We start from the raw sequence: 25,628 nt of genomic DNA, 5'->3' as shown, positions 1-25,628 counted from the left end.
AGGAGAGAGGCCGATGACCGGCAAGCTGCGACTGGCGCTGATCCAGATGGATATTCGCGCAGGATTCCCCGAACATAATTTTGCCCAATTGAAGAAGCTGCTCGAGGAGGCGGCCGGCGCGACTCCGAAGCCGGACGTCATTCTCGTCCCCGAGATGTGGAATACCGGCTATGCGCTCGACCGCATCCACGAGCTGGCCGACCCGGCGGGAGCCCGGACGAAGGAATTCGTCTCCGAATTCAGCCGCCGCCGCGGCGTGAACGTCATCGCGGGTTCGATCGCCGAGCTCCGGGAAGGCCGGGAGGGCCGGCCGGACGGCGTGACGAACACGGTGTACGGGTTCGACCGAGAGGGCAACGAGATCGCCGAATATTCGAAAATCCACCTTTTCAAGCTCATGGACGAGCACTTGCACCTGGAAGCGGGCGAACGGCCGGGCCGGTTCGAGCTCGAGAGCGTTCCGGCGGGCGTCATGATCTGCTACGACATCCGCTTCCCGGAGCTGGCCCGCCGCCTGGCGCTGGACGGCGCCAAGGTGCTGTTCGTGCCGGCCGAATGGCCGCATCCGCGGCTGCATCACTGGCGAACGCTGCTGCAGGCGCGCGCGATCGAGAACCAGATGTATGTCGTCGCCTGCAACCGGTGCGGCGTCAGCGGCGAGACGCATTTCTTCGGTCATTCGATGATCGTCGACCCGTGGGGGGAGATCGTGGCCGAGGCGGGCGAGGAAGAGACGATTCTGACCGCCGAGATCGATCTGGCCCTCACGGACGAAGTGCGGGGGCGCATCCCGGTGTTCGCCGACCGCCGTCCCGCTCTCTACGAGTAAGGATCAGCCGCCGTTCGGAAAAGCCGAATCCAGCTTGTTCATCGTCTCGCGGAACGTGGCGATGAACGCTTCGGCCGCGTTGGACAAGTATCTTCCTTTGCGGTAGGCGATAACGAGCGTCCGGGTCGGCCGGCCCTTCAGGCGGACGTAAACCGGGACGTGCCCGTTCACCGGGCTCCGGGCGACCATGTGCGGCACGAAGGCGATGCCCATGCCCGCCGCGACGAGCGATTGCACCGTCTCGATGTTGCTGCTCTCGAACTCGGCGCGGGGACTGAAGCCGGCGGCCGCGCACAGTTCGTGCGCGATCGCGCGGAAGCCCTGGCCTTTCTTCAGCAGCACGAACGGCTCGTCCTTCAGCTCGGCGATGGCGACCGAGCGCGAGCTCGGGCCGGCGGCGGCGGCCGCGAGACGGTGCTCGGGCGGAACGGCGAGGAAGATCTCCTCCTCGATGATCGGCTCGTAGGCAAGCGAGGGTTCGACGAGCGGCAGCGACAGCAGGCTGACGTCCGTGCCGCCGCTCGCCGTCAGCTGCTCGAGCTGCGTCGTCGTCTCCTCGACGAGAGCCAGCTCGATGTCGGGGTAGGCGGAGCGGAACGCCGTCAGCACGTGCGGCAGGACGTGGGCGCCGGTCATCGGCAGGCTGCCGATGACGATGCGGCCGCGGCGCAGGTCGGCGATGTCTTCCATCTCGCGCCGCAGCTGCTCGGTCATGTCGACGATGCGCTGGGCTTTCTCGACGAAGACGGAGCCCGCGTGCGTCAGCTCCACGGAGTTGGTGCTGCGCTTGAACAGGAGCACGCCGAGCTCCTTCTCGAGCTTGGACAGCTGCTGGCTGAGCGACGGCTGGGCGATGTGGAGCTTCTCGGCCGCGCGGGAGAAGTTGCGCTCCGCCGCGATCTGGATCACGTATTGAAGCAGTCGGAATTCCATGGCGTTGTATCCTTTCCGCTCGTTTTATTATAATCTGGAACTATTAGCCTTATAGATATTATATCTTGGAACAATGAGTGCGTCGATGATATGATTGGTTCAAGAATTCATAGAGAAGTCCTTATACGGGGTGAACATTCATGAGTAAATTGACGATGTTTGAGAAGATCTGGAACAACCACGTCATCCATTCGGAAGAGGGCAAGCCGAGCATTCTGTACATCGACCTGCATCTCGTCCACGAGGTGACTTCCCCGCAGGCGTTCGAAGGCTTGCGCATGAACGGCCGCAAGGTTCGCCGCCCGGACCTGACGTTCGCGACGATGGACCACAACGTTCCGACGAAGGACCGCTTCAATATCTCCGACCCGATCTCCAAGCAGCAGGTCGACACGCTGACGAACAACTGTAAGGAGTTCGGAGTCAAGCTGTACGACCTGAACACGCTGGACCAAGGCGTCGTTCACGTCATGGGACCGGAGCTGGGCCTGACCCATCCGGGCAAGACGATCGTCTGCGGCGACAGCCACACGTCCACGCACGGCGCGTTCGGCGCTCTGGCGTTCGGCATCGGGACGAGCGAAGTCGAGCACGTGCTGGCGACCCAATGCTTGCAGCAAGCGAAGCCGAAGACGATGGAAGTCCGCTTCGTCGGCAAGCGCCCGGCCGGCATCACGGCGAAGGACCTGATCCTCGGCCTGATCGCCAAGTACGGCACCGACTTCGCCACCGGCTACGTCATCGAGTACACGGGCGAAGCGATCCGCGGTCTGACGATGGAAGAGCGCATGACCGTGTGCAACATGTCCATCGAAGGCGGCGCGCGCGCCGGCCTGATCGCTCCGGACGAGACGACCTTCAACTACCTGCGCGGCCGCGAATACGCTCCGCAAGGCGCCGACTTCGACCGCGCGGTCGAGCAATGGAAGGCGCTGGCGACCGACGAAGGCGCCGTCTACGACCGCGTCGTCGAGCTGGACGTGACTTCTCTCATCCCGCAAGTGACCTGGGGCACGAGCCCGGGCATGGGCACGGACATTACGTCCACCGTTCCGTATCCGGACCAGCTGCCGACCGAGAACGAGCGCAAAGCGGCCGAGAAGGCCCTGGAATACATGGATCTGAAGCCGGGCACCCCGATGTCCGAGATCCCGATCGACTACGTCTTCATCGGCTCCTGCACGAACGGACGGATCGAAGACCTGCGCGCCGCCGCCAAGGTAGCCGCCGGCCACAAGGTCAGCCCGAACGTGACGGCGATCGTCGTGCCGGGTTCCGGCCGCGTCAAGCTGCAAGCCGAGAAGGAAGGCCTCGACAAGATCTTCACCGCCGCCGGATTCGAATGGCGCGAAGCGGGCTGCTCGATGTGCCTCGCGATGAACCCGGACGTTCTTCAGCCCGGCCAGCGCTGCGCCTCGACGTCGAACCGGAACTTCGAAGGCCGTCAAGGCCGCGGCGGCCGGACGCACCTCGTATCGCCGGAGATGGCTGCGGCCGCGGCGATCAAGGGCAAGTTCACGGACGTTCGCAACTGGGAATTCAAATCCGAAGTAACGGTTTAAGAAGGGAGCTCCGATACTATGCAACCATTTATCAAAGAGACGGGTCTCGTCGCTCCGGTCGACCGCGTGAACGTAGACACCGACGCCATCATCCCTAAGCAATTCCTGAAGCGCATCGAGCGCAGCGGCTTCGGCCAATTCCTGTTCTTCGAATGGCGCTGGGACGAGAAGGGCAACGAGATTCCCGAGTTCAGTCTGAACCAGCCGCGCTACAAGGGGTCTTCGATCCTGATCTCGCGCGCCAACTTCGGCTGCGGCTCCTCCCGCGAGCACGCGCCTTGGGCGATTCTCGACTACGGCTTCAAGGTCGTCATCGCGCCTTCGTTCGCCGACATTTTCTACAACAACTGCTTCAAGAACGGCATCCTGCCGATCAAGCTCAGCGAAGAGCAAGTCGAAGAGCTGTTCCAGCGCACGAACGCGAACGAAGGCTACAAGCTGACGGTCGACCTCGAGAACAAGGCGATCACCGACGAGTTGGGCCTGCGCATCGAGTTCGACCTCGACGAGCATCGCCGCCAGTTCCTGCTCCAGGGACTGGACGACATCGGCCTGACGCTGAAGCACGCGGACGCTATCTCCGCGTACGAAGCGAAGCATCAAGCCAGGCTCGCGAACTCCTTCTAAAACAGGCTGAGACCTTGCGGCAACACGAATCGGCAAAAGCGAAAGGTCCTTTGTACCCGAATCGGCAAAATTCGGGTCAAAGGGCCTTTTTTTCCTCGAAAACTCGCAACTTTTGCCTATCGCGGGCGTCTAATGTTTCATGGACAAGCCGAGTGGGTATAACCGCCTTCTCGGTACGTTTGTAACAACATTAGACACCGAGGTGAAGCATGAAGAAGTGGACGTCCCTGTTGTTCGTCGTCGCCGTCATGCTGTTCCTGACAGCGAATCTCGCGTCCGCGCAGACATTGACGCCTAAGCTGTTCCTGGACGGCAAGGAGCTCAGCCCGGCGGAACCCCCCGCGGTCGTCGGGGGCTACACGATGGTTCCGGTGAGGATCGTCGGGGAGAACCTCGGATACGAGGTCGGCTACGACAGCGGCAGCAAGAAGGTAACGGTGAAGAACGGCAGCTCGGTCATCGTGATGACGGTCGGCAAGAAGTCGGCCACGCTCGACGGGAAGGCGGTCACGCTGCAGGCGCCGCCGACGGCCAAGTCGGGCACCACGCTTATCCCTTTGAGATTCGTGGGGGAAGCGTTCGGCCTGCAGGTGTATTGGGACAATTCGAACAAGTCGGTCTTTCTATACAGCGGCAAGTCCTCGAACGGAGGGAATGACAGCGGTTCCGGCGGCGGAGGCTCCGGCACGGGCGACGGGTCGGGCGATGGTTCGGGCTCCGGGTCGGGCGACGGTTCGGGATCGCCGAACGGCTCCGGCGGTTCCGGCAACGGCAGTTCCGGCGACGGCGGCCTGATCGGCGTCGTCACTCCCGGCGAGGAAGCCGAAGGCGGCGGGAACGGCGACGGCTCGGCCGTCCCCGATCCGGGCGCTGCGCCCGTCCAGATCCGTTCAGTTCTGTTCGACGGGGAAGATTCGGTCCTCATCCGCTACGACGGCGGCGTCCTGCTGCCGGCCACGTCCGTTCTGACGGGACCGGACCGCATCGTCGTCGATCTGCCGAACGCGGACTTCGCTGCCGACTTCGCGCCGGGGCTTACGACCGACGGGAACTCGAACGTGAAGCCGATCGGGGAGCTCGCCGTGACGGGACACGAAGCGCTGCAGAAGGTGCGCTACTCGCTGTACCTCGACAATCCGCGCACGCTTCGGTTCGTGCTCGACCTGAGCCAGAAGCAGGAGTACACGGTGACGAACGACGCGGCGGGCGGCATGCTCAAGATCGAGCTGAAGGCTCCTTCGGCGACGACGCCGGATAAGCCGGCGAAGGGCGTCTACACGGTCGTGCTGGACGCGGGCCACGGCGGCAGCGACCCGGGAGCGCAAAGCGTCATCGGCAAGTGGGAGAAGGATTTCAATCTCGCGGTCATTCTGAAGCTTCAAGCCATTCTCGCGTCGGACAAGCGTCTCAATCTCGTCCTTACAAGATCCTCCGATACATACCCGACCTTGGCCGACCGGTATAACCTGGCGAATTCGATCGGAGCCGACTTGTTCCTGTCGGTTCACGGCAACAGCTTCCCGAGCAAGCCGACCGTGAACGGCAGCGAAGTGTACTATACGCGGGCGGAGAGCCTGGACTTCGCGAATGTCGTTCACCAGTACGCCGTTCCTTCGACCGGGCTGGCCGATCGCGGCGTTCTTCAGAAGAGCCTCGCGGTCACCCGGGAGACGAAGATGCCGGCCGTCCTGTACGAAGCCGGGTACCTGTCGAACGCGACGGAAGCGACGAAGATGTATACGGAAGATTTCCAGAACAAGCTCGCACAGGGACTCGCCACGGCGATTCTGAAGTACCTGAAGCTAAGCTAATTCGCACGCATGGCCGATAACAAGGGTAGACAGTCCGATTACAAAAGGGAGAATGACAAATGGCGCTCGTAACGCGTGGGAAATCATGGGTAAGCCTGATCGTGCTGTTCACCTTGGTATGGACGGGCGCGATCGCCGCGGCTCCGTCCGCGTCGGCGGCCTCCTCGACGCCGTTCAGCGACGTGGCGGCGGGCCACTGGGCCGAGAAGCATATCGCCAAGCTGGCGCTGCAAGGAATGATCAAAGGCAACAACGGCTTATTCAAGCCGAACGACTCGCTCAGCCGCCAAGAGGCGGTCCTCATGGCGCTGCGGTTCATGGGGCTGGAGAGCAAGGTCGATACGAAGGACGTCGTCGCATTCCCGAGCACGTTCACGGTCGACAACTACTTCAAGCCGTACGTGAACTACGCGTTCAAGCAGAAGCTGATCGACATGACCGAAGAGTTCGCGCTCGCCGACGCCGAGCCGAAGAAGGCATGGGGCAGCAGCCCCGCCACCCGCGAATGGGTGGCCCGCCTGCTCGTCCGCGCCATCGGCAAGGAATCGGAAGTCGCCGCGCTGAGCGGCAAGGCGACCTCCTTCGCCGACAACGCGTCCATCGACCCGGCGCTGCTCGGGTACGTCAACGTGGCCGTCGGCAAGGGGCTCGTTAACGGAGCCGACGGCAACAAGTTCCTGCCGAAGGGCAACCTGACCCGCGCGGCCGCCGCTACGCTGTTCAGCCGGGCGGAATCGCAAGCGCAGACGGCCTTCCCCGGCCAAGTCAGCGGAATTTGGCTCGCGGTCTCGCCGGAGAAGCTGACGCTGCTGCAAGCCGACGGAACGACGACGACGTTCGCCGTGACCGACGGAACGCTGTTCTCGCGAGCCGATTCCGAGAAGCTGTCCGCGATCGACTCGCTGAAGGTATACGGCAAGGCGCTGGTCATCGCCGATGCCGACGGCAACGCCGCCTACGCCGAACAGCTGGACGATACCGCCCAGGTGAAGACGGTGGAAGGCAAGCTGGTCGTGGCGAGCTCCGCCAAGCAAGAGATCACGCTGCTGATCGGCGAAGACGTGGCGCAGTACAGCTATAACGCAAGCAACCCGCCGGCCGTGACCGACGCGGAGAACCAGACGATTACGCTCGCGGATCTTCCCGCGAACGCGGACGTCAAGCTGATCGTCGACGCGTTCAGCTCCTCGCCGAAGGTGCTGGCCGTCTCGCTGAAGTCGTCCGCGGTGTCCAAGTCGGGCGCCGGCACGATCGCCGCCGTCGACGCGACGGCGCGCACGCTGCAGATCAAGGACGCGACGACCTCGGCCAGCGAGACGCGTACCGTGTCCGCCACGGCGACGATTCAGAAGGACGGCACCTACGTCAAGCTGACCGAGCTGAAGGTCGGCGACGTCATCAGCTACGACGTGAAGAACGGCGAAGTGACCGGCATCGTCGTCACGAAGTCGGCGACTTCGTCCACGCTGTCGGGCTTCCTGTTCAAGATCGACAAGACCGAGCAGACGGTTCAATACACGACCGCCAAAGGCTCCGGAGACATTCGGCTGAAGCTGTACGCGGACGACGTGACCGTCAAGATTCCGAACTTCTCGAAGCCGAACCTGGACAACCTGTACAAGGACGACGCGATCACGATGACGCTGGACGCGAACGGCAAGGTGACGGCGATCGAAGTGACGAACCGTTCGATGTCGACCATGAACGGCGCCGTAATCTCTTCCTACGATGCCGATTCGAGCATTCTGGTCGTCAAGGACGCGGACGGCAACGCCGCGGCCTTCACGCTGAACAGCGCCACCAAGTACGACCTGAACGGCACGACGATCACCAAGTCGAGCGCCGTGTCGTACATGGCGAAGGGCAAGAAGGTCAACCTGGGCTATTCCGGAACGAAGCTGGTCTACGTCTCGTTCGTCAGCAAGTACACGGGCACGGTCGTGAAGAACGACACGTCGGCGCACGAGCTTCAGTTGAAGCTGGACGACGGCAGCAGCGTAACGGTCGACTACGGCACGCCGAACGTCGAGATCTACGGCAAAGCTTCGGCCAGCTACACCAACGTAGCCAAAGGCGACACCGTCACCGTGTTCCTGAATTCCGCTCAGGACATGGCGACTTCCATCATCGTCAACAAGACGGCGCAATTCGATATCGTGACGCTGAACGCGGCTTCGCGGAAGATCGGCGTGACGGACGGCGCCGGAACGACGACGGAATGGACGCTGGACTCTTCCGTGAAGATTATCGGCGACAACGGCAAGATGGCTGATCTGGATGTCTTCGCGCCGGGCCACTCGCTGAACGCGACGTTCGAAGGCAAGACGCTCCAGTCGATCCAGCTCGTGCCGGTCGTGTTCGGCAAGGCGACCGCGGTCGACGCGGCGTCCGGCACGATTACGATTCAGACCGGCACGAACGCGCCGGTCGCGATCTCGGTCGGAACGTCTCCGATCATCATGAAGAACGGATCGACGCTGAGCTCTCTGTCCTCCGTGGCCGCGGAAGACCGGGTCGAAGTCCGCAAGAACGAGTCCGGCGACACGGTCGTTACGGTCGTCGCCGGCGTAAGCAAGGTCGTCTGGTTCGCGGACGCGACGAACTCGATCCTGAACTTCAAGAAGACGACGCTGACCGACGACAACGTCAAAGTGAGCGCTTCGGCTTACATTCACCAAGGGACGTCGACGATCTCGCTCGGCAGCTTGCTGAGCGGCGACAACGTCACGGTTTACATCCTGCGGAACAAAGCGGTCGAGATCGTCAAAGCCTGATCCGGCTGAAGACAAGGGCCGGTTCGGAAGGTTCGCCTTCCGGGCCGGCTTCTTTTTTTATCGTGAAGATGTCCTGTTGCCGGGGGGAGCAAGATTCGGTACACTTGATAGTTAGGGCATTATCGACGTTGCGCGACGAGGAGAAGGAGCGAACCGGATGAACGCCGTAAAAATGAGACATATACTGGATACGATAGCCGAGATGTATCCGGACGCGCATTGCGAGCTGAACCACGAGAACCCGTTCGAGCTGACGATCGCCGTCCTGCTGTCCGCGCAGTGCACGGACGAGACGGTCAATAAGGTGACGGCGACTCTTTTCAAGAAATACAAGAGACCGGAAGATTACTTGAGCGTGCCGCTCGAGGAGCTTGAGAACGACATCCGCCGCATCGGGCTGTTCCGGAACAAGGCCGCGAACATCCAGAAGCTGTGCCGGATACTGCTCGACCGGCACGGCGGCGAAGTGCCGAGGGAGCATGCGGAGCTGACGGAGCTGCCGGGCGTCGGCAGGAAGACGGCCAATGTCGTCGTCTCGAACGCCTTCGGCGTGCCCGCCATCGCCGTGGACACGCACGTGGAGCGGGTATCGAAGCGGCTGGGGATCGCCAAGGCGGACGACAGCGTGCTGGAGGTCGAGAAGAAGCTGATGAAGCTCGTTCCGCGCGAGGAATGGACGCTGACTCATCATCGGCTTATTTTTTTCGGACGGTACCATTGCAAGGCGCAGAACCCGCAATGCGCGGTGTGCCCGCTTATGGACGTATGTCCGGAGGGCAAGAAGCGGATGAAGGCGGCGTTGAAGCCCGTTAAGGCAAGCGCCGGGAGCAAGGGGAAGGCGGCTTCTTCGGGAACGAAGCAAGCTGTAACGAAGCAGGGAGCCGGAACGACGGCAGCCGGAACCGCGGCTTCCGAGGCGGGGACGCCGGAGAAGGCGCCGGCGATTCGGAAGGCCCGGGGAGGCCTATCTTCATGAGCGAGCGGGAGTTGGGAGAGTTGCGGGTGCAAGAGCTGGAGAGAGAAGTCGCTTTCTATAGAGAAGCTTTGCTGCGAATGGCCGATCGGGTCGGCGCGGCGGGGGACGAGGTGCAGCGGGCCAAATTCGCGGAGCTCGCGGAGAAGCTGGAGCGGGGCGTGGCGACGATCGCCTTCTGCGGACATTTCTCCGCGGGCAAGTCGACGCTCGTGAACGCGCTGATCGGCGCGGAGCTGCTCCCGTCGTCGCCGATTCCGACGACGGCGAACGTCGTCACCGTGCGCGACGGGGAGCCGGCCGCGCACGTCGTCTTCCGCGCGAAGGACGGAACGACGACGGAGACGCCGAACTTGCCGGTCGAGCGGCTGAGCGACCTGGCGATCGACGGGGAGGGCGTGGCGGCGATCGACGTCACCTACCCCGTGCCGCTGCTCGGGGACCGCATGGCGCTCGTCGATACGCCGGGGGTGGATTCGACGGACGGCGCCCACCGGGCGGCGACGGAATCGGCTCTTCATTTGGCGGACGTCGTTTTCTACGTGACGGATTACAACCACGTGCTGTCGGAGGTGAACTTCCGGTTCCTCCGCACGCTGCATCGGTGGGGCAAGCCGACGTACATTATCGTCAACATGATCGACAAGCACCGGGAGCAAGAAGTGTCGTTCGCGAAGTTCCAGGAGGGGCTGCGCCAGGCGCTGGCCAATTGGCGAATCGAGCCGGCGGGCATCTTATCCCTCTCGCTCAGGGAGCCGGGGCACCCTCTGTCGCAGTGGGAAGAGCTGCTCGGGGTCATCGAGCGGCTGAAGCCGCTGCGCGAGGAGCTGCTGCTCCGAAGCGCGGACCGGTCCGCCCGGTACTTGGCGGAGCAGTACCGGGAATTTCTGCGGCAGCGGCACGCCGCGGAGCGGGAGGAGCTGGCCGAGAAGGCGGGCGGAGCCGACGAGGCGGCCCGGCTGGCGGAAGAGCGGGCCAGGCTCGAAGCCGAACGCGTGGCGATCCTGACCGAAGGGGATAGGCGCCTGGACGCGTTCCGCGGGCGATTGGACTCGCTGCTGGCGAACGCAGGAATTACCCCTGCCGAGACGCGCGAGAAGGTTCGGGCGGTGCTCGAGAGCCTCCAGCCGAACTTCAAGGCGGGGGGCTGGTTCGGAGGCGCCGCCAAGACCGAGGCCGAGCGCGAGCGGCGGATGGCCGAACTGATGCGGGACTTGAACGCGCAGCTGGAGGCTCACGTCACGGGGCATGCGCTCAGCATGCTCCGGGCGGAGGCGAAGGAGGCGGGCTACGAAGGGGAGGCGCTGGAAGCGGAGCTGGAGGCGGCATTCCCCGCGGCGACCGCCGAATGGCTTCGCCAGCGGGTGAAGCCGGGAACCGGCGCGGACGGCCAGGCGACGCTGCACTTCTCGGCGGAGCTCGGCTCCGAGCTGAAGGCCGTCGTGCGTCGGGAGGCGCTGCGCCTTGCCGCCGCCTTCGAAGAGCGGCGGCGCCCGGAACGTCTCGCCGCGGCTTCCGGCATCGAGGCGGAGCTGCGGGCGCTGGAGCCGCGCGAAGCGGCGGCGAGCGGGATCGCGGCGCTGGAGGCGGCCGAGCGCGACGAGGAGAGCCGGCTGCTCGAGCTGCTGCCGCCGGCGCCGGAATCGGCCGCGGAGCGGCTGCCGAAGCCGGGCGCGCTGGCCGCGTCGGCGCTCGAGGGGCTCGCCGGCGCCGCTTCCGCGGTTCGGTCGACGCCGAGCCTGCCTCAGTCCGCTGGAGGCGCCTCTGTCGCCGCGGGCGGCGGGACCGGGGCGGCGGCGGGATCGGCGATAGGGCCGACAGAAGCCGTCGCAGGCGCGGGGACCGGCGCGGACGCCGTTGACCGGAACTTCGCCGGACGGTCCGCGACAGCCGTCGAAACGGCCGATACCGGCGCGGACGCCGCTTCTCCTGCCTCGCTAGATGCGAGCCCCGTCGGCCCGCAAGAGGCCGCCGCCGAGCTGCTCGAGCGCGCGGCCAAGCTGCTCGCGCCGGTCGCGCCTCTGCGCAAGCAGGCCGAAGGCTTGCTCGCCAAGGCGGAGCGGTTCCGCCAGAACCGCTTCACGATCGCGCTGTTCGGCGCCTTCAGCGCCGGCAAGTCGTCGTTCGCCAACGCGCTCGTCGGCCAGCCCGCGCTGCCCGTCTCTCCCAATCCGACGACGGCGACCATCAACCGGATCGTCGCTCCGATCGGCGATTACGGCCACGGCACGGCGCTGATCCGGATGAAGACGGCCGAGGCGATGCGCGAGGACGTGCTGTTCTCGCTGGAGCGTCTCGGCATCGGGGCGGAAGCGGCCGCGCAGGCGGGAGAAGGCATCCCCGCGCTGCTGAAGCTGGCCGCGTCCTTGTCGCCCGACGAACTGCACCCGCGTGGACGTCCGCACCTCGCCTTTCTGCAAGCGGCGGCGTCCGGCTGGGCTCGTTACGGCGAGCTGCTGGACCGGGAGCTGCACGTGCAGGAAGAGGAGTACCGCCGCTTCGTCGCCGAGGAAGAAGCCTCGTGCTTCGTCGCGTCGGCCGATCTGTACCTGGACTCTCCCCTCACCCGGAGCGGGGCGGTGCTGGTCGATACGCCCGGGGCCGACTCGATCAACGCCAGACATACCGGCGTCGCTTTCCAATACATCAAGGATGCGGACGCCGTCCTGTTCGTGACGTATTACAACCACGCCTTCACCGAGGCGGACCGCCGGTTTCTGAACCAGCTCGGCAGCGTGAAGGACGTCTTCGAACTCGATAAAATGTTTTTCGTCATCAACGCGGCCGACCTTGCTTCCTCCGAAGAGGAGCTGGCGTCCGTCGTGAACCACGTGGAATCGCAGCTGCTTAAGCATGGAATTCGCAATCCCCGTCTGTTCCCCGTCTCGAGCCTCAGAGGCCTCGAAGCGAAGCTGGCCGGATCGAGGGAAGGCGTTGCGGCATCCGGGCTCGCCTCCTTCGAGACGGCGTTCCGGACGTTCTCCCGGGAGGAGTTGGGCGGACTTGCGGCCGAAGGAGCCCGCAAGGAGCTGGACCGGATCGACGGCATGCTCCGAAGCCTGCTCGAGGCGGCGAACGAAGATGCATCGGTTCGCCTGGAGCGGAGGAAGCGGCTGCTGGAGAGCGCGTCGCTTCTTCAAGAGCGCGTGCGCTCCTCCATGAACGACGCGGCCGTGCAGCCGATGCTTCAGGAGCTTGGCGAGCAGCTCTATCATCTGCGGCAGAGAGTGAAGTACCGGTTCAACGAGCACTTCATGACCGCGTTCCACCCGTCGGTTCTGCAGGATGACGGCCGCGATCTCAAAAAGCTCCTTCAAGCCTGCTGGCTCGATCTGAGAAGGACCGTCGGCGAAGATTTGCTTCAGGAGCTGCGGGCCGCGGGCCTGCGAATGGAGAACGCGCTGCATCGCGCCGTCGCGCAGCGGATGGCGGAGGAGGCGGCGGGCGCTTCGCTGGAAGGCTTCGCACCCGAGCAGCTTCTGAAGCCGGACTTGGAGCTGCCGCTGGCCGAGCCGTTCGCGGACGGCCCTAACGTGGACGGCCGCAAGCTGTGGGGCGCCTTCCGCAGCCCGAAGCATTTCTTCGAACGGGATGGCAAGTCAGCGCTCCGGGACGAGCTCGAAGCCGAGCTGTTCCGCGTCGCGGACGAGTGGCTTGCCTTGACGAAGGAACGATGGAGCGATTCGACGGCGGCCGCGTTCCGCTCGGAGCTGGGCAAGGCCGCGGACGCGATGTCGAGCGAGTTGGCCGAATATGCGGCCGGCTTGGAGGAGACGATCCGGGAGCCTGGAGAAGAGAAGCTGCTGGAGGAGATTCGAAGCGAATGGATGATTTTGCGAAAAGGCGGAACGCCTTGATGGAATCATCCCCCTTATAAGGTCGTATTCGGCTTTCTTGCCTCGTTTTTGCGGGGCGAGAAAGCCTTTTCACGTTTTTCCGGCCCTATCCGGCCGAATGGACCCGGATGAGGGGAAGAGGGGGAGAATAAGCGATGATTATGGAGAATGGTCCCCGATAACCGCCGCTGATTTCCGGTCGTCCCGGCTGAGACCCCGATATCCCTTCTAACGGCGTTTGAAGGGGGGGTTCGTTCCTGTTATGCTTCCGTCGTATCCGATCGACTGGGAGGGCTGACATCATTTGGACGTATTCCGAGGGTTAAAAGCTTTTTTCTGGCAGGACAAAGGATTCCTATTGGGGTCGGTGCTCGGCCTCGCCGCCGCGACGGCGCTCGGGCTCGTCTATCCACTGCTGCTGAGGGTGCTGATCGACGACATGATCGTCCCCGGCGAATTCGACGGACTCGTCGCACTGGCGCTGCTGGCGGTGGGCATCGTCGTCCTGAAGGCCGGCTGCCAGTACGTGCACGGCTTCAGCGGCGGCCGGCTCGGCAACCGCCTGGCTTACCGGCTGCGCAACGCCAGCTATGAGAAGCTGCAGGTGCTGCCTTTCTCGTTCTACGATTCCGCCCGGACGGGAGACCTTATGTCCCGGCTTACCGCGGACATCGAAGGCATCCGCAACTTCATCGGCTTCGGGTTCGCGCAGCTTATGAACACGGCGTTCCTCGTCCTGTTCGGCTTCACCATGATGGCAATTATCGATTGGCCGCTCATGCTGATGACCCTCGCCATCATCCCGGTGCTGTCGTATGTAGCCATCCGGTTCGAGCTTCACATCCATCCGGTGTTCCGTTCCATTCGCGCGGCGGTCGGACGGCTTACGGTGAGCGTGCAGGAGAACATCATGGGCGTTCGCACGGTCAAGTCGTTCGCGAGCGAGAAGCACGAGATGAACAAATTCAAGGGCGGCAACGAAAATTACCGCGACAACCACTTGGCCCTCGCCGCTGTATGGGCGAAGTATTTCCCCGTCATCGAATTCATCGCCAACCTCAGCGTCGTTCTGCTGCTGCTAGCCGGCGGAATCCGGGTCATTCACGGCTCGTTGACGCTGGGATCCCTTGTCTCGCTTAACGGCATGCTTGGGATGATCGTGGCGCCGCTCTGGACGCTCGGGTTCCAGATCAACAACTACACGCAATCGAAGGCGGCGGGGGAGCGGCTGCTCGAGCTGCTTCATCAGCCGGTCACGATCCGAAGCGCCGATCGCGCGCTCGAATTGAAGGATGACAACGTTCAAGGACACGTCCAATTCGAAGACGTCAGCTTCCGGTATCCGAATCACGAGCATCAGCCTTCCGCGTTGCTCGGCTTTAATCTGGACGTCCCTCCGGGCTCCGTCATCGGCCTTCTCGGCGGAACCGGTTCGGGCAAATCGACGGTCGTCCAGCTTCTCCTGCGAGCTTACGATGTCGGAGAAGGAGCGATCACGCTCGACGGCGTCGACATCCGCCACATCGAGCTGGAGAGCCTGCGAAGACAGACCGCCATCGTCTTCCAGGAGTCGTTCCTGTTCTCGACGACGATCCGCGAGAACATCGCTTACGGGCAGGCGGACGCGAGCGAAGAAGCGATTATCGAAGCGGCGAAGCTCTCCCAAGCGCACGAGTTCATCATGGAGCTGCCGCTGGGCTACGATACGATCGTGGGGGAGAGAGGGATGGGCTTGTCCGGCGGCCAGAAGCAGCGGATCGCCATCGCCCGCGCGTTGCTCCTGAAGCCCAAGATCCTTATTCTCGACGATTCGACCAGTGCGCTCGACATGGAGACCGAACACGTCATCCAGCAGTCGCTTCGCAAAGTGATGGCGGGTCGAACGACGTTTATAATCGCCCATCGCATTTCTTCCCTCCGGCATGCCGACGAGATCGTCGTTCTCGACCGCGGGCGCGTCGTCCAGCGAGGGAAGCACGAGCAGCTTCTTCGTCAACCGGGCTTGTACCGTGAGACGTACCGCGCGCAATACGCCGACCGTCCGGATGAACTGGATGCGGCCGCGGCTGGAGAGAGGCGGGTAAGCGGATGAGCCGGAAGTTCCAATACCAAGACGACGATCTGATCGAGAAGAGCTTCAACTGGAAGCAGATGGCCCGGCTGTTCACATACATCAAGCCTTATCGAACGGAGGTCAACCGCGTCGTCTTCGTCATGACCGCGTTCGGCATGTTGACCAAGCTGGCTATCCCGTTCCTGATCAGCATGGCGATCGACCGCGCGATCCAGCCGCGGGAAGGCGATCCGAACCAAGGCCTTCTGTACGGCATTATGGCCGGCATGCTTGTCCTATACGCGCTCCGATGGTGGGCGCAGCGATACACGATTCTGAAAACGAACGAGATCGGGCAGAAGGTCATCTACGATCTTCGCACCGCGTTGTTCAAACATATTCAAGGGCTGTCGTTCCGCTTCTTCGACAAGAGGCCGGCCGGATCGGTGCTCGTGCGGGTGACGAACGACGTCAACTCCCTGCAGGATCTATTCACGAACGGCGTCGTCAACTCGGTCATCGATATCGCGCAATTGCTCGGCATCATCGTGATCCTTCTTTGCCTCCAGTTCAAGCTTGGGCTGGCCGTCATGATTACCGTGCCGCTTATGTTCGTCGTCTCCGCTTCTTTGCGCAAGCGGATCCGCTTCGCCTGGCAGACGGTGCGCATCAAGCAATCGCGAATCAATTCCCATTTGAACGAGAGCATCCAAGGAATACGGGTGACCCAGGCGTTCGCTCAGGAAAAGGAGAACATCGGCTTCTTCGACGGGATGAATCGCAGCAACATTCGCTCGTGGAACTTCGCTTCCGCGCTCAACCAACTGTTCGGCCCCGTTATCGAGATTACCTCCGCGGCCGGAACGTTGATTTTGCTGCTGTACGGCACCCATCTCATTCAATCCGGCGCGATGACCGTCGGCGTCCTCGTCGCCTTCATTACTTACGTCAGCTACTTCTGGGAACCGATCACGCGTCTGGGGCAGATGTATTCCCAGCTGCTCATCTCCATGTCCTCGGCCGAGAGAATTTTCGAATACATGGACGAGAAGCCGGCCGTCGGCGAGAAGCCGGGCGCCGTCGATCTCCCGGACGTCCGGGGCCACGTCCGGTTCGAGAACGTCGAGTTCGGCTACGAGGCGGACCGTCCTGCCCTTCGCGGCATCGACCTCGACATCGAGCCGGGCATGACCGTCGCCCTCGTCGGCCATACCGGGTCGGGCAAAAGCACGATCGTCAACCTTCTGTGCCGATTCTACGACACGGTGAAGGGGCGCGTGCTTATCGACGGAATCGACGTCCGAGACGCGAAGCTGGACAGTCTGCGCTCGCAGATCGGCATCGTCCTGCAGGACACCTTTATTTTCTCGGGAACGATCCGCGACAATATCCGTTACGGGCGTCCGGACGCGACCGACGCCGAAGTCGAGGCCGCCGCGCGCTCCGTTCGCGCCCACGACTTCATCTCGCAGCTGCCGGACGGCTACGACACCGAAGTCCAGGAGCGCGGCAGCGCGCTCTCCATGGGGCAGAGGCAGCTGCTGTCCTTCGCCCGCGCGCTGCTGGCCGACCCTCGCATCCTCATCCTCGACGAAGCGACGGCCAGCATCGACACGGAGACGGAGCTTCGCATCCAGGAGGCGCTCGGCACGCTGCTTGCGGACCGCACCTCTTTCATCGTGGCGCACAGGCTGTCGACTATCCGCCATGCCGATCTGATCGTCGTCCTCGACCACGGCGTCATCGTCGAGCAAGGCAATCACGATCAGCTCATGAAGCTGCCTGGCGGCCATTATAGAGGCCTTATCGAAGCCCAATACCGCTTCTTATCGGCTTAGCGCCTCACGGCCTTCCCCATCGATCGGGGGAGGCTTTTTCTTTTGCTCTCGCACTTACGTTCGGCGCTAATTTTAACCTTGTCGAGAGTCATATTTCGTCTTTTCGATCAGTGTCCCATTATCCCGTTGCCTCAGGTTCTTCGGAGGTCGCTTAGGCGGGCTCAACCGACTCCATCCGCAAACCCCGCACATAGGCCGCTATCCCATCCGCTCAGTTTTTTGATTGAAAAAAGACAATATCGTCCAGGCATAAACAGGGGGGCAAATCCGATCCGTGTTACGGAAACGAAGGTAGGAGAAGGACAAAGAAAAGAAACGGCTAAACGAAAGCACTAAAGCGCTTCAGTTATGGAATCCATCCTTGGCTCTTCTTAAAATACGAACTTCTAGGAGTTAAGAGTCTGGATATAAGTCAGAGGTGGAAAGCCATCAATAGATAATGGATGGATCGATAAAAAAGCCTACAGTAGATAAAAGATCCTAGGCCGTCCAGAGTCGGAGATGCCGGCCTCTCCACTTCGAACGGCTGCCCCACATCCGCCATGGAACGGGGAGAACCGGCCGGTCCTTGGTCAGTTCCTTATAAATAATCGTCGGCGTCGAGGCGCACCAACCGAGCAAGGCGCCGAACGCCGGAACGCTGCGAAGCTTCAGATTGACCCGGAAGGCGAACTCGTCCAAATACGCCTGCAGGTGCTTGGCGCCGATGCCGTTGAACGTGTCGTTCAGCCAAGTCCCGACGAACCATTGAAGCCGCTTGAACACGGGGAGGGATTTGTCCGCGCGCGTGTGGTGCGTCACCTGTTGCCCGTCGGTATGATCCTTCTCGAACGCGTCCAGTCCGAACCTAAGAACCGATCTTTGCTCGTTGTCGACGTGGTTCGGGTGGGGTTGCTTGATTTTCACATGGGTGGGTTCGTTCTGCTCGTTAACCGAAGCTCCCAGGATCAGAGGCTGGCGGCTGTCGAGGAAGAAGAGCGATCCGTAATGAAAGGGTTGAACGCGTACGGTTCCCGCGAGCGTCTCGCTTGCATCGGCCCGCTGCATGGCGTGGCGGAGCTTGTGGGAGATGAGCCAGGCGGTCTTGTACGTGACGCCGATGAGCTTGGACAGGCGAAGAGAGCTGATTCCGGAGGGCTGAGAGAGCAAGAAAAGAGCCTGAAACCAGCGGGTAAGGGAGGTCGAGCTTCCTTCCATGGCGGTGCCGGCGATGATCGACGTCTGGAGGCCGCAATGGGCGCATTCATATAGAGGCAATCGGCGGGTCGAGATCCGATAGTAACGGGAGTCGGCGCAGGAGGGGCAGCGGAAGCCGTCGGGCCACCGGGCCTGGAACAGCGCGTCGGCGCAGGCTTGCTCGGTATCGAACCGCCGGCAAAAATCTGCGAAAGAGCAATCTTCCGAATTCATAGGCTCCGCCTCCCGATAGGAACATTTGTTCGTGTTTTTATTATAGCAAACAAATGTTCTCATTGCAAGGATTTGTGGATTTGTCTGGAAGAAATATGGGGGGCAATTTACCTCATTCGGAGGTGGCGGGCGGAGGGGGAATTCGATACAATCCCTGCAACTTGCTCCACTGAACCAAAGGGATAATGGCATGGTGCTTAGCAGGAGGGGCATCCCGTTATCCTGACTCGAGGGGATAGTGGCACAGGAGACGGCAGGTGAGCGGAATGGACCTCCTGACGGGACGGGATAGTGGAGCGTGGGACAGCATTTTGATGGGGGCGCGTACAACCTGATTCGAAGGGATAGTGGCATAGCGGCTGCAAAAGCAATCGGTCACTGGAGCGGGCACCGGCAAATCCCCCCCTGAGCGGAAGGGATAATGGCCCCTTTCGAGACCGAGAGATATATAACGGCGCCGTGAAGGCGGGACCGGGCGGAGATGGTAGGGCAGCGGAGAACCGATCATTTGAAATGCCGGCAAAGAAACGTTATCTTGAAAAGAAGACAGGCCGCGCGGCCATGACGGGGAAAAGGAGAGGAACGCTCGATGTCCAAGGGGAAATCCGGCAATTCCAGGCTGTGGCCGATACTGGGCCTTACGATGCTGCTATGTACGGCGCTGATGCTGGTCGGGTTCGCGGCCGCCCTTCGGGACGCTTGGTTCCCTTCCCGCGGAATCGCGGTCCCCGAGGCGTCCGAGCCGCCCAAAGCGGCGGAGGGCGGCTTGGCGGACAAGCCGCAATGGCTTGTCGCCGCCCTCGGCGATTCGCTCACGCGGGGAACGGGCGACGAGACCGGCGAAGGCTACGTGAAACGGACGGTCGCCCTGCTGAAGGAAGCGAGCGGCAAACCCGTCAAGCTGGTCAATAACCTGGCGGTGAACGGGCTGACGGCGATCCGGCTTTCCGACCAATTGGAGCAGAGAGGCGTCCAACAAGCGGTCGCCCAAGCCGACATTGTTCTCCTAACGATCGGGGGCAACGACCTGTTCCAGATCGCGCAGAGCGGAGGCTCCATCGCCGAGGGAAGGGACGTGTCCCCCGAGCTGCTCGAGCGGCTGATTCCGCAGACGGAGCCGCTGTTGGACGAGATTTTCGAGAAGCTGCGCCGGATCAATCCGAACGCCCGGATCGTTTATGTCGGGCTTTACAACCCGTTCTACGATATGGAGCAAGCGAGGTCGATGAGCGCGCACATCCTGGATTGGAACGATTACGCGCATCGGCTCGCGGCGGCAGACGGGAACGCGACAGTGGTGCCTACGTACGACTTGTTCGAATCGAACGTGAAGGCGTACCTGTCGTCGGATCATTTCCATCCGAACGCGAAGGGCTACGAACGGATCGCGGCAAGAATCGTACAGTCGCTGGAGTAAGGGGGAGGCGAGACGATGGATAAAACGCGGATAGAAAGCGATCGGGACGTTATTCTATCGGTGCAAGGTCTTAAGAAGAACATCGGGCGCAAAACGATTATCCGAAACGTCAGCTTCGACGTCCGCGCCGGCGAAATATTCGGTTTTCTCGGCCCGAACGGTTCCGGCAAAACGACGACGATCCGCATGCTCGTCGATCTGATCAAGCCCACCTCCGGCCGAGTGCTCGTCTGCGGGGAGGACGTGAACCGCCATCCCGAGCTCGCGCTCCGCTACGTCGGCTGTATCGTGGAGAACCCGGAGATGTACCCTTACCTGACCGGGTGGGAGAACCTCGAGCACTTCGCACGCATGCAGGAAGGCATCACCCGCGAGCGGATCCGGGAAGTCGTCGACATCGTGCAGATGGACAAGCGCATTCACGACAAGGTGAAGACGTATTCGCTCGGAATGAGGCAGAGGCTCGGCATCGCGCAGGCGCTGCTCGGCTCCCCCGGGCTGCTTATCCTCGACGAGCCGACGAACGGCCTCGATCCGAAGGGGATCAAGGAGCTACGCGAGTTTATCCGCAAGCTGGCCGACTCCGGCATGAGCTTGTTTATCTCCAGCCACCTGCTGAGCGAGATTCAGTTGATGTGCGATAGGGTCGCCATCATCGCGGGCGGCGAAGTGATCGCCGTCGGCTCGGTCGACGAGCTGGTGAAGCAGGCCGGCTCGTATACGCTGTGGCAATTCGACAAGCCGGAAGCGGGGCTCCGCTTGCTCGAAGGAAGCGGGGACGTCGCGATCGTAGGAGACGGCGAGCATCGGATCGACGAAGCGCTGCTAGCCTCTCTCCCGGGGGCGATCGTCACAGTCATGGACGAGGAGTCGATTCCGGAATGGATCGAGAGGTTCGTCGCCGCGGGCGTTCGGATTCTGGCCGTCCATAAAACGGCTCCTTCGCTCGAAGAACTATTCCTTAAGTTGACGGAGGGTGAATCGGTTGGCTAATCTCCTCGCTCTCATCCATAACGAGACGATCAAGGTGTGGCGCAAAAAAAGGTTCGCCGTCGTCGCGCTCGTGCTGATCGTGCTCATCCCCGTCTTCGTCTACGCGCAGATGAAGATCGCCCAGAATAACGCTTCGAAGTTCGCGGATTGGCGTTCGGAGCTGCAGCAGCGGATCACCGACAACACGAACGCGCTGTCCAGCGAACGCATCCCGGAAGAATGGAAGCGGTGGCGCCGGGCTCTCGTTCAGCAATTGCAATACTACCTGGATCATGACGTGAACCCGAACACGCCGAACGCCGTTACGTTCACCAGCTCCTTCCTGGAAAATTCGGTCTCCCTGTTCATCCCGCTCATGGTGCTGGCCGTCGCCTCCGACCTCGTCTCCGCGGAGCGTTCGACGGGGACGATCAAGATGCTGCTCACGCGGCCGGTACGACGATGGCGCATCCTTTTGTCCAAATGGGTCACGCTTATCCTATACGTCTCGCTGATCGTCGTCGCGACGGTCGCGCTCGCCTACTTGATCTCCGGTCTGGCGTTCGGATACGAGGGCTGGGGTGAGCCGGTGTTCGTCGGCTTCGAACCGCAAGGCTCCGACATCGAGCTTGGCGCCGTGCACGCGGTGACCCGGGGAGCGTACCTACTCATGGAGATGGGGCTCGTCTGGTTCTCGGCGCTAGTCGTCGCAACGATCGCCCTCATGGTGTCGGTTCTGCTCCGCAGCACGGCGGCCAGCCTCGTGACGATGATGGCGGCCGTCATCTCGGGGATGATCCTCGCGAACATGGCCTCCTCATGGCACAGCGCCAAATATCTGTTCAACGTCAACCTCGATTTGACCGTTTATTTGCAGGGAACGCCGCCTCCGATCGAGGGAATGACGCTCGGATTTTCCCTCGCCGTTCTCGGCGTCTGGGGAGCCGCGGCGCTGGCGACGGCGTTTGCGGTCTTTACGAAGCAAGACATCTTAGCTTAAAATATCTGAAAACGCCGAGACCTTATGTGGTGCTTGGTCTCGGCGTTCTGAAATCACGCTATTTCACGTAGGATATCACATCCACAGATTTATTCACAGATTTCGGGGGATTTTTGATCGATTGGGGATTGTTTATCCACACATTTGCGGCGGTCGAGAGCGGCGGCGATTTCGTTCTGTGTGTTCGGCAACACGTGAGCGTACGTCTTCATGACCGTTTCTTTGGTGTCTCCTAACCTCGCTGCGACATCTGCCACGCTGTACCCAATAGAGAGCAGGTAAGATGCGTGTGCATGTCTCAGGCCGTGCAGGGTTGATGATGGAAGGTTGCTTCGCTTGCAGTCCCTTAAGAAATTATCGGATACAAGCCCAGGGGAATAATATTCTCCAAAGTTGTCGAATACGATTCGTACCCCTTCAAGCTGATTTTTCTTATGCTCCCTTAGAACCTCGATTGTATACTGGGGGATCGTGATCGTTCTTCGGCTGTTTTCGGTTTTCGGCCCGGATATATGGAGACCTTTCTTCTTAGTGTACTTCAAGGACTTATTGATCGTCACTCTTGCGTTCTCAAAATCAATATCATCCCATTCAAGCGCTAACATCTCGCCTCGCCGCATTCCCGTACTCTCGGCAAGTATATACAGTGCATAGAACTTACTTTCTTTCGTGACCTCAAGGAAGTGGTCGATTTGTTCCGGTGTCCATACCGTTTTGGATTCTGGTTTGTAGGCTGGAGTGGTGACCAGGTACATCGGATTTTCCATTATAAGTCGCTTCTTCAACGCATGTTTGAATGCCTTGCTAAGTACGATCCGAATTAAAGCAATATAGGCCCGTGATACACCATTTGCTAATAGCTTCGCGTAATATTTCTCGATGATCTCATCGTTGATTTTGTCGATCTTGTGATGACCGAGATAAGGGATGATGTATAGCCGTGTCGTCATCCATTGTTGGTTGTAGGTGACTTCGGATATCTTCTCTACAGCCACCTTCTCGAAATAGTCCTTCAGATAGTCCGAAAACTTAACGGAATCAAATTTCCGACCTCGTTCGATTTCTTCCTCGACCTTAACTGCGTATCTCCGGGCAGCTCGTTCCGATTCAAAGTTGCGTCCCTTGTCATCCTTGCTTATGGTCTTCTGCTTACGCTTGCCGGTAATCATGTCTTTCCCTACATCAATTACGAAGTACCAGTATCCGGTGTTTGGATTCTGCTTGAAGGATGCCACGATATCACCTCAGATGTATTGTATCGGTGATTTGTGATTTTTGGGAAGCCGCAATCCCTGTAACAACCATATTTTTCATAAGGAAATTTTTCTGAGATAGAATTATGATTGTTCTGACATCATGGGTAAGTCAGGAGAAAATAATGCCATTCAAATTAATTGGAGTCCGCTTGGATCAGCGAGTCGGAGAGGCATCCGACTTTGTAGAATTTCGAATTGGAGAAGTCAACTACATAAATGTCATACGCCCTAAGGGAAAATCGCATCACATACCGATTTACCATACGTCGCACGGATCGTATGCGCCTTTGCTTACCTTGCGTGATCTTTCTACTGCGCTGCTTCCTCGTGGATTCGAGCAGATGGATGGTTCGATCTTGGTTAACTCGGCTCGTGTTAAGGATAAGACGATGACCGATCAAGGGATGATAATTATCTTTGATGATGATACGACGATCAATGTAGCGCTGAGATCAAGAAAACGGAAAAAGTAAAGAAAAACTTAGCATGCTTAATTTGCTTACCCTAAAGTCCTAGATTCAGTCAAAATCCTACACAATTTCTGATTATTCCCCATTATAATTGGTTTTAGGAACAAATGATGCGCTTAACAACTTCAAGATTTCTTGAAGATTGCGCCGGATCGGGAGAGAATAAAACCTCTCCGAGCCTGTTCGTCAGTCGATGACCTTCCAGGTGTAAAGTTCCTCTGGATGAATCCCTAAGTGCTTGGCTATCGTTACAGCCGTCGCGTACCCCATCGTGGTTCTATTGTTAACGTAGTCCGATATCTGTGATTCTGGATATCCGGTTACTTCACATAACCAACGTTGGGGTATTTTTCTACTCTTAAGGATCTGACGAAGCAGGCAACGATCCGGCGCATACCGCATCGTTGTGCTCCTTTAACTTTATTCAACAATCATATAGGCATTGATCCCATTTTTATGTTGAGGAATTTTTTCAATCATTGGATCTAACAACCTAGCTATTTCGTATTGCAAATAAATTCTTGGTATTGACTTCAATTTTTCATTTAGTTTTTTTGAATATCTCATGTCTATTGAAAGTTTGTCTTCACCATTAACAACATAGAATGTTGTTAAGAATTCGCCTGTAAAACTTTCTTCGCCGACATGGAATTCTATATATAATTTAAAATTCAATTCTTCGGGTTCTTCCACCTTGAGAAGATCCACCTTAAATTCGACTCTTGTAAACAGTTCTCCTGGTGAAACATCTAAAAACTCGCACAATGTATCCATTGTTTCAAACTGGATTCCTTTTCCTTGGTTATGATATAGCGCTCTGATTGTAGCTTTTGCAATACCGGTCTTTTCTGTAATATCGATCATTTTTAATTCTCTCTCGGCCATTAATATGGCTAAGTTGCATCGGATCATAGTATCACCTCATATCGTATGATACCATATGTATTTCCTTAGGGGTAGAAGTCTATCCCAAAATGTTATTGACATGACCGGAGAATAGGGGTATTATGGAAATATCTTTATGGGGTAGATGTCTATCCCTAAGAGATATAAGTAATTCATTTTAGGAAGGTGGTGAAACAATGATTGTATCTAATCTGCCCATTGTAATGGCGAAAAAAAAATCCGTACAGTAAATGAGCTTGTTAGAAAAACCGGGGTTTCAAAAGCTACTCTCAGGGCTTTGTACTACGGAAAAGGCAAAGGCGTTCAATTTGAGACGCTAGAACGTGTATGTGAAGCCTTGGATGTAGAAGTTGGTGACATTATCGAAATCAAAAAAAACGAAGCGTCCTAAAGGGGGAAAGAAAATGGATAATAAAATTGAGTACAAAGGTCATCGAGTACTTATGACAACACAATTAGCAGTTAATTTTGGTACTGACTCAGATCGGCTCAATAATAATTTCGCTCGAAATAGAAGCAGATACATTGAGGGAAAGCACTATTTCGCATTGCAGGGTGATGAATTAAAGGAGTTTAAAGGGTCCATTCAAATTGATGACACCCTTAAATTCGCTTCAATCCTGTACCTTTGGACAAAGAAGGGTGCATGGATGCATGCAAAATCATTAAATACAGACGAAGCGTGGGAAGCATACGAAGCGCTTGTAGATGACTACTACGAGAAGCTAGAACGTAACAATAACTTGATCGATATCACTCAATTAACACCAGAGCTTCAAATGTTTAAGCAGTTGTGGGATGGATTAGCACGGAGCCAGATAGAACAAGCTGAAACAAAAAGAATAGCAGAAGCAGCAAATGAAAAGGCAGAAAAGATCGAAGGTACAATTAGTGAAATACAAGTTACACTTCTTCAAAGAAATCAGGATTGGAGAAATTCTATTAACCTGAATTACGAAAG

19 protein-coding genes and 1 pseudogene are annotated in these 25,628 nt (G+C 59.3%); 15 read left to right on the top strand and 5 right to left on the bottom strand.

Going from position 1 to position 25,628, the window contains the following annotated elements:
• Positions 1–13 precede the first annotated feature (13 nt).
• Positions 14–829, top strand: coding sequence for a carbon-nitrogen family hydrolase (locus H7B90_RS05230; RefSeq protein ID WP_185134804.1), 816 nt, complete (start codon positions 14–16; stop codon positions 827–829).
• Positions 830–832: 3 nt separating this feature from the next.
• Here the strand turns inward: H7B90_RS05230 and H7B90_RS05225 are convergent, their stop codons facing one another.
• Entirely contained in the window at positions 833–1,762 is a 930-nt protein-coding gene (locus H7B90_RS05225) for a LysR family transcriptional regulator (protein ID WP_185134803.1), read from the bottom strand.
• Between the two features lie 140 nt (positions 1,763–1,902).
• Here H7B90_RS05225 and leuC point away from each other — a divergent pair, with 140 nt between their 5' ends.
• From leuC to H7B90_RS05185, 8 genes and pseudogenes are all read left to right on the top strand, one after another.
• Positions 1,903–3,324 carry a 3-isopropylmalate dehydratase large subunit gene (gene leuC, locus H7B90_RS05220; protein WP_185134802.1) on the top strand — a complete coding sequence of 474 codons (1,422 nt, stop codon included), beginning with the start codon at positions 1,903–1,905 and terminating at the stop codon, positions 3,322–3,324.
• Between the two features lie 18 nt (positions 3,325–3,342).
• Positions 3,343–3,951: a 3-isopropylmalate dehydratase small subunit gene (leuD, locus tag H7B90_RS05215; RefSeq protein ID WP_185134801.1), complete on the top strand. Its 609-nt coding sequence runs from the start codon at positions 3,343–3,345 to the stop codon at positions 3,949–3,951.
• 209 nt (positions 3,952–4,160) lie between these two features.
• Entirely contained in the window at positions 4,161–5,762 is a 1,602-nt protein-coding gene (locus tag H7B90_RS05210; protein ID WP_185134800.1) for an N-acetylmuramoyl-L-alanine amidase, read from the top strand.
• Positions 5,763–5,821: 59 nt separating this feature from the next.
• Complete coding sequence (locus tag H7B90_RS05205) at positions 5,822–8,536, top strand: S-layer homology domain-containing protein (protein ID WP_185134799.1); 2,715 nt, start codon at positions 5,822–5,824, stop codon at positions 8,534–8,536.
• 157 nt (positions 8,537–8,693) lie between these two features.
• Positions 8,694–9,362: pseudogene (nth, locus tag H7B90_RS05200) on the top strand (endonuclease III); the annotation flags it as partial.
• Positions 9,363–9,508: 146 nt separating this feature from the next.
• Positions 9,509–13,366: a dynamin family protein gene (locus H7B90_RS05195; protein ID WP_185134797.1), complete on the top strand. Its 3,858-nt coding sequence runs from the start codon at positions 9,509–9,511 to the stop codon at positions 13,364–13,366.
• A 283-nt stretch (positions 13,367–13,649) separates the two neighbouring features.
• Complete coding sequence (locus H7B90_RS05190; RefSeq protein ID WP_185134796.1) at positions 13,650–15,437, top strand: ABC transporter ATP-binding protein; 1,788 nt, start codon at positions 13,650–13,652, stop codon at positions 15,435–15,437.
• Positions 15,434–17,236, top strand: coding sequence for an ABC transporter ATP-binding protein (locus H7B90_RS05185; RefSeq protein ID WP_185134795.1), 1,803 nt, complete (start codon positions 15,434–15,436; stop codon positions 17,234–17,236). The genes H7B90_RS05190 and H7B90_RS05185 overlap by 4 nt, the downstream gene beginning before the upstream one ends.
• 480 nt (positions 17,237–17,716) lie before the next feature.
• On the opposite strand, the gene H7B90_RS05180 is transcribed toward H7B90_RS05185, so the two are convergent.
• Entirely contained in the window at positions 17,717–18,646 is a 930-nt protein-coding gene (locus H7B90_RS05180; protein ID WP_185134794.1) for a transposase, read from the bottom strand.
• Positions 18,647–19,235: 589 nt separating this feature from the next.
• Here H7B90_RS05180 and H7B90_RS05175 point away from each other — a divergent pair.
• From H7B90_RS05175 to H7B90_RS05165, 3 genes are read left to right on the top strand one after another with little or no spacing between them, the layout of a single operon-like run.
• Complete coding sequence (locus H7B90_RS05175; RefSeq protein WP_185134793.1) at positions 19,236–20,063, top strand: GDSL-type esterase/lipase family protein; 828 nt, start codon at positions 19,236–19,238, stop codon at positions 20,061–20,063.
• Positions 20,064–20,078: 15 nt separating this feature from the next.
• A complete protein-coding gene (locus H7B90_RS05170) occupies positions 20,079–21,056 on the top strand; it encodes an ABC transporter ATP-binding protein (RefSeq protein WP_185134792.1) in 978 nt (325 codons plus the stop codon).
• The gene (locus H7B90_RS05165) at positions 21,049–22,035 is read left to right on the top strand and encodes an ABC transporter permease (protein WP_185134791.1); all 987 of its coding nucleotides are present in this window, start codon (positions 21,049–21,051) and stop codon (positions 22,033–22,035) included. Before H7B90_RS05170 ends, H7B90_RS05165 begins: the two co-directional genes overlap by 8 nt.
• Positions 22,036–22,124: 89 nt before the next feature.
• Here H7B90_RS05165 and H7B90_RS05160 read toward each other — a convergent pair whose 3' ends face one another.
• Positions 22,125–23,270, bottom strand: a complete 1,146-nt coding sequence (locus H7B90_RS05160) for a site-specific integrase (protein ID WP_185134790.1) — start codon at positions 23,268–23,270, stop codon at positions 22,125–22,127.
• Between the two features lie 143 nt (positions 23,271–23,413).
• Between H7B90_RS05160 and H7B90_RS05155 the strand changes: the two genes are divergently transcribed.
• Positions 23,414–23,764: a LytTR family transcriptional regulator DNA-binding domain-containing protein gene (locus H7B90_RS05155; protein WP_185134789.1), complete on the top strand. Its 351-nt coding sequence runs from the start codon at positions 23,414–23,416 to the stop codon at positions 23,762–23,764.
• Positions 23,765–23,947: 183 nt separating this feature from the next.
• Here H7B90_RS05155 and H7B90_RS33655 read toward each other — a convergent pair whose 3' ends face one another.
• Entirely contained in the window at positions 23,948–24,163 is a 216-nt protein-coding gene (locus H7B90_RS33655; protein WP_185134788.1) for a helix-turn-helix domain-containing protein, read from the bottom strand.
• 18 nt (positions 24,164–24,181) lie between these two features.
• A complete protein-coding gene (locus tag H7B90_RS05145) occupies positions 24,182–24,673 on the bottom strand; it encodes a helix-turn-helix domain-containing protein (RefSeq protein ID WP_185134787.1) in 492 nt (163 codons plus the stop codon).
• 211 nt (positions 24,674–24,884) lie between these two features.
• Between H7B90_RS05145 and H7B90_RS33650 the strand changes: the two genes are divergently transcribed.
• Positions 24,885–25,058, top strand: coding sequence for a helix-turn-helix domain-containing protein (locus tag H7B90_RS33650; RefSeq protein WP_376701716.1), 174 nt, complete (start codon positions 24,885–24,887; stop codon positions 25,056–25,058).
• A gap of 13 nt (positions 25,059–25,071) precedes the next feature.
• Positions 25,072–25,628, top strand: a 557-nt coding sequence (locus tag H7B90_RS05135) for an ORF6N domain-containing protein (RefSeq protein WP_185134786.1), incomplete at its 3' end; no start/stop codon positions are given.

It is taken from the genome of Cohnella xylanilytica (genome assembly GCF_014212175.1).
Classification (GTDB): Bacteria; Bacillota; Bacilli; order Paenibacillales; family Paenibacillaceae; genus Cohnella; species Cohnella xylanilytica.
Note: the sequence above shows the minus strand (reverse complement) of the source record. Positions and strands in the feature narration are given on the sequence as shown.

Coding starts and splice junctions, on each gene's coding strand:
- H7B90_RS05170 (WP_185134792.1), top strand. CDS start 20,079: ATGGATAAAACGCGGATAGAAAGCGATCGGGACGTTATTCTATCGGTG.
- H7B90_RS05155 (WP_185134789.1), top strand. CDS start 23,414: ATGCCATTCAAATTAATTGGAGTCCGCTTGGATCAGCGAGTCGGAGAG.
- H7B90_RS05230 (WP_185134804.1), top strand. CDS start 14: ATGACCGGCAAGCTGCGACTGGCGCTGATCCAGATGGATATTCGCGCA.
- H7B90_RS05195 (WP_185134797.1), top strand. CDS start 9,509: ATGAGCGAGCGGGAGTTGGGAGAGTTGCGGGTGCAAGAGCTGGAGAGA.
- H7B90_RS33655 (WP_185134788.1), bottom strand. CDS start 24,163: ATGCGGTATGCGCCGGATCGTTGCCTGCTTCGTCAGATCCTTAAGAGT.
- leuD (WP_185134801.1), top strand. CDS start 3,343: ATGCAACCATTTATCAAAGAGACGGGTCTCGTCGCTCCGGTCGACCGC.
- leuC (WP_185134802.1), top strand. CDS start 1,903: ATGAGTAAATTGACGATGTTTGAGAAGATCTGGAACAACCACGTCATC.
- H7B90_RS05205 (WP_185134799.1), top strand. CDS start 5,822: ATGGCGCTCGTAACGCGTGGGAAATCATGGGTAAGCCTGATCGTGCTG.
- H7B90_RS05225 (WP_185134803.1), bottom strand. CDS start 1,762: ATGGAATTCCGACTGCTTCAATACGTGATCCAGATCGCGGCGGAGCGC.
- H7B90_RS05185 (WP_185134795.1), top strand. CDS start 15,434: ATGAGCCGGAAGTTCCAATACCAAGACGACGATCTGATCGAGAAGAGC.
- H7B90_RS05145 (WP_185134787.1), bottom strand. CDS start 24,673: ATGATCCGATGCAACTTAGCCATATTAATGGCCGAGAGAGAATTAAAA.
- H7B90_RS05175 (WP_185134793.1), top strand. CDS start 19,236: ATGTCCAAGGGGAAATCCGGCAATTCCAGGCTGTGGCCGATACTGGGC.
- H7B90_RS05180 (WP_185134794.1), bottom strand. CDS start 18,646: ATGAATTCGGAAGATTGCTCTTTCGCAGATTTTTGCCGGCGGTTCGAT.
- H7B90_RS05210 (WP_185134800.1), top strand. CDS start 4,161: ATGAAGAAGTGGACGTCCCTGTTGTTCGTCGTCGCCGTCATGCTGTTC.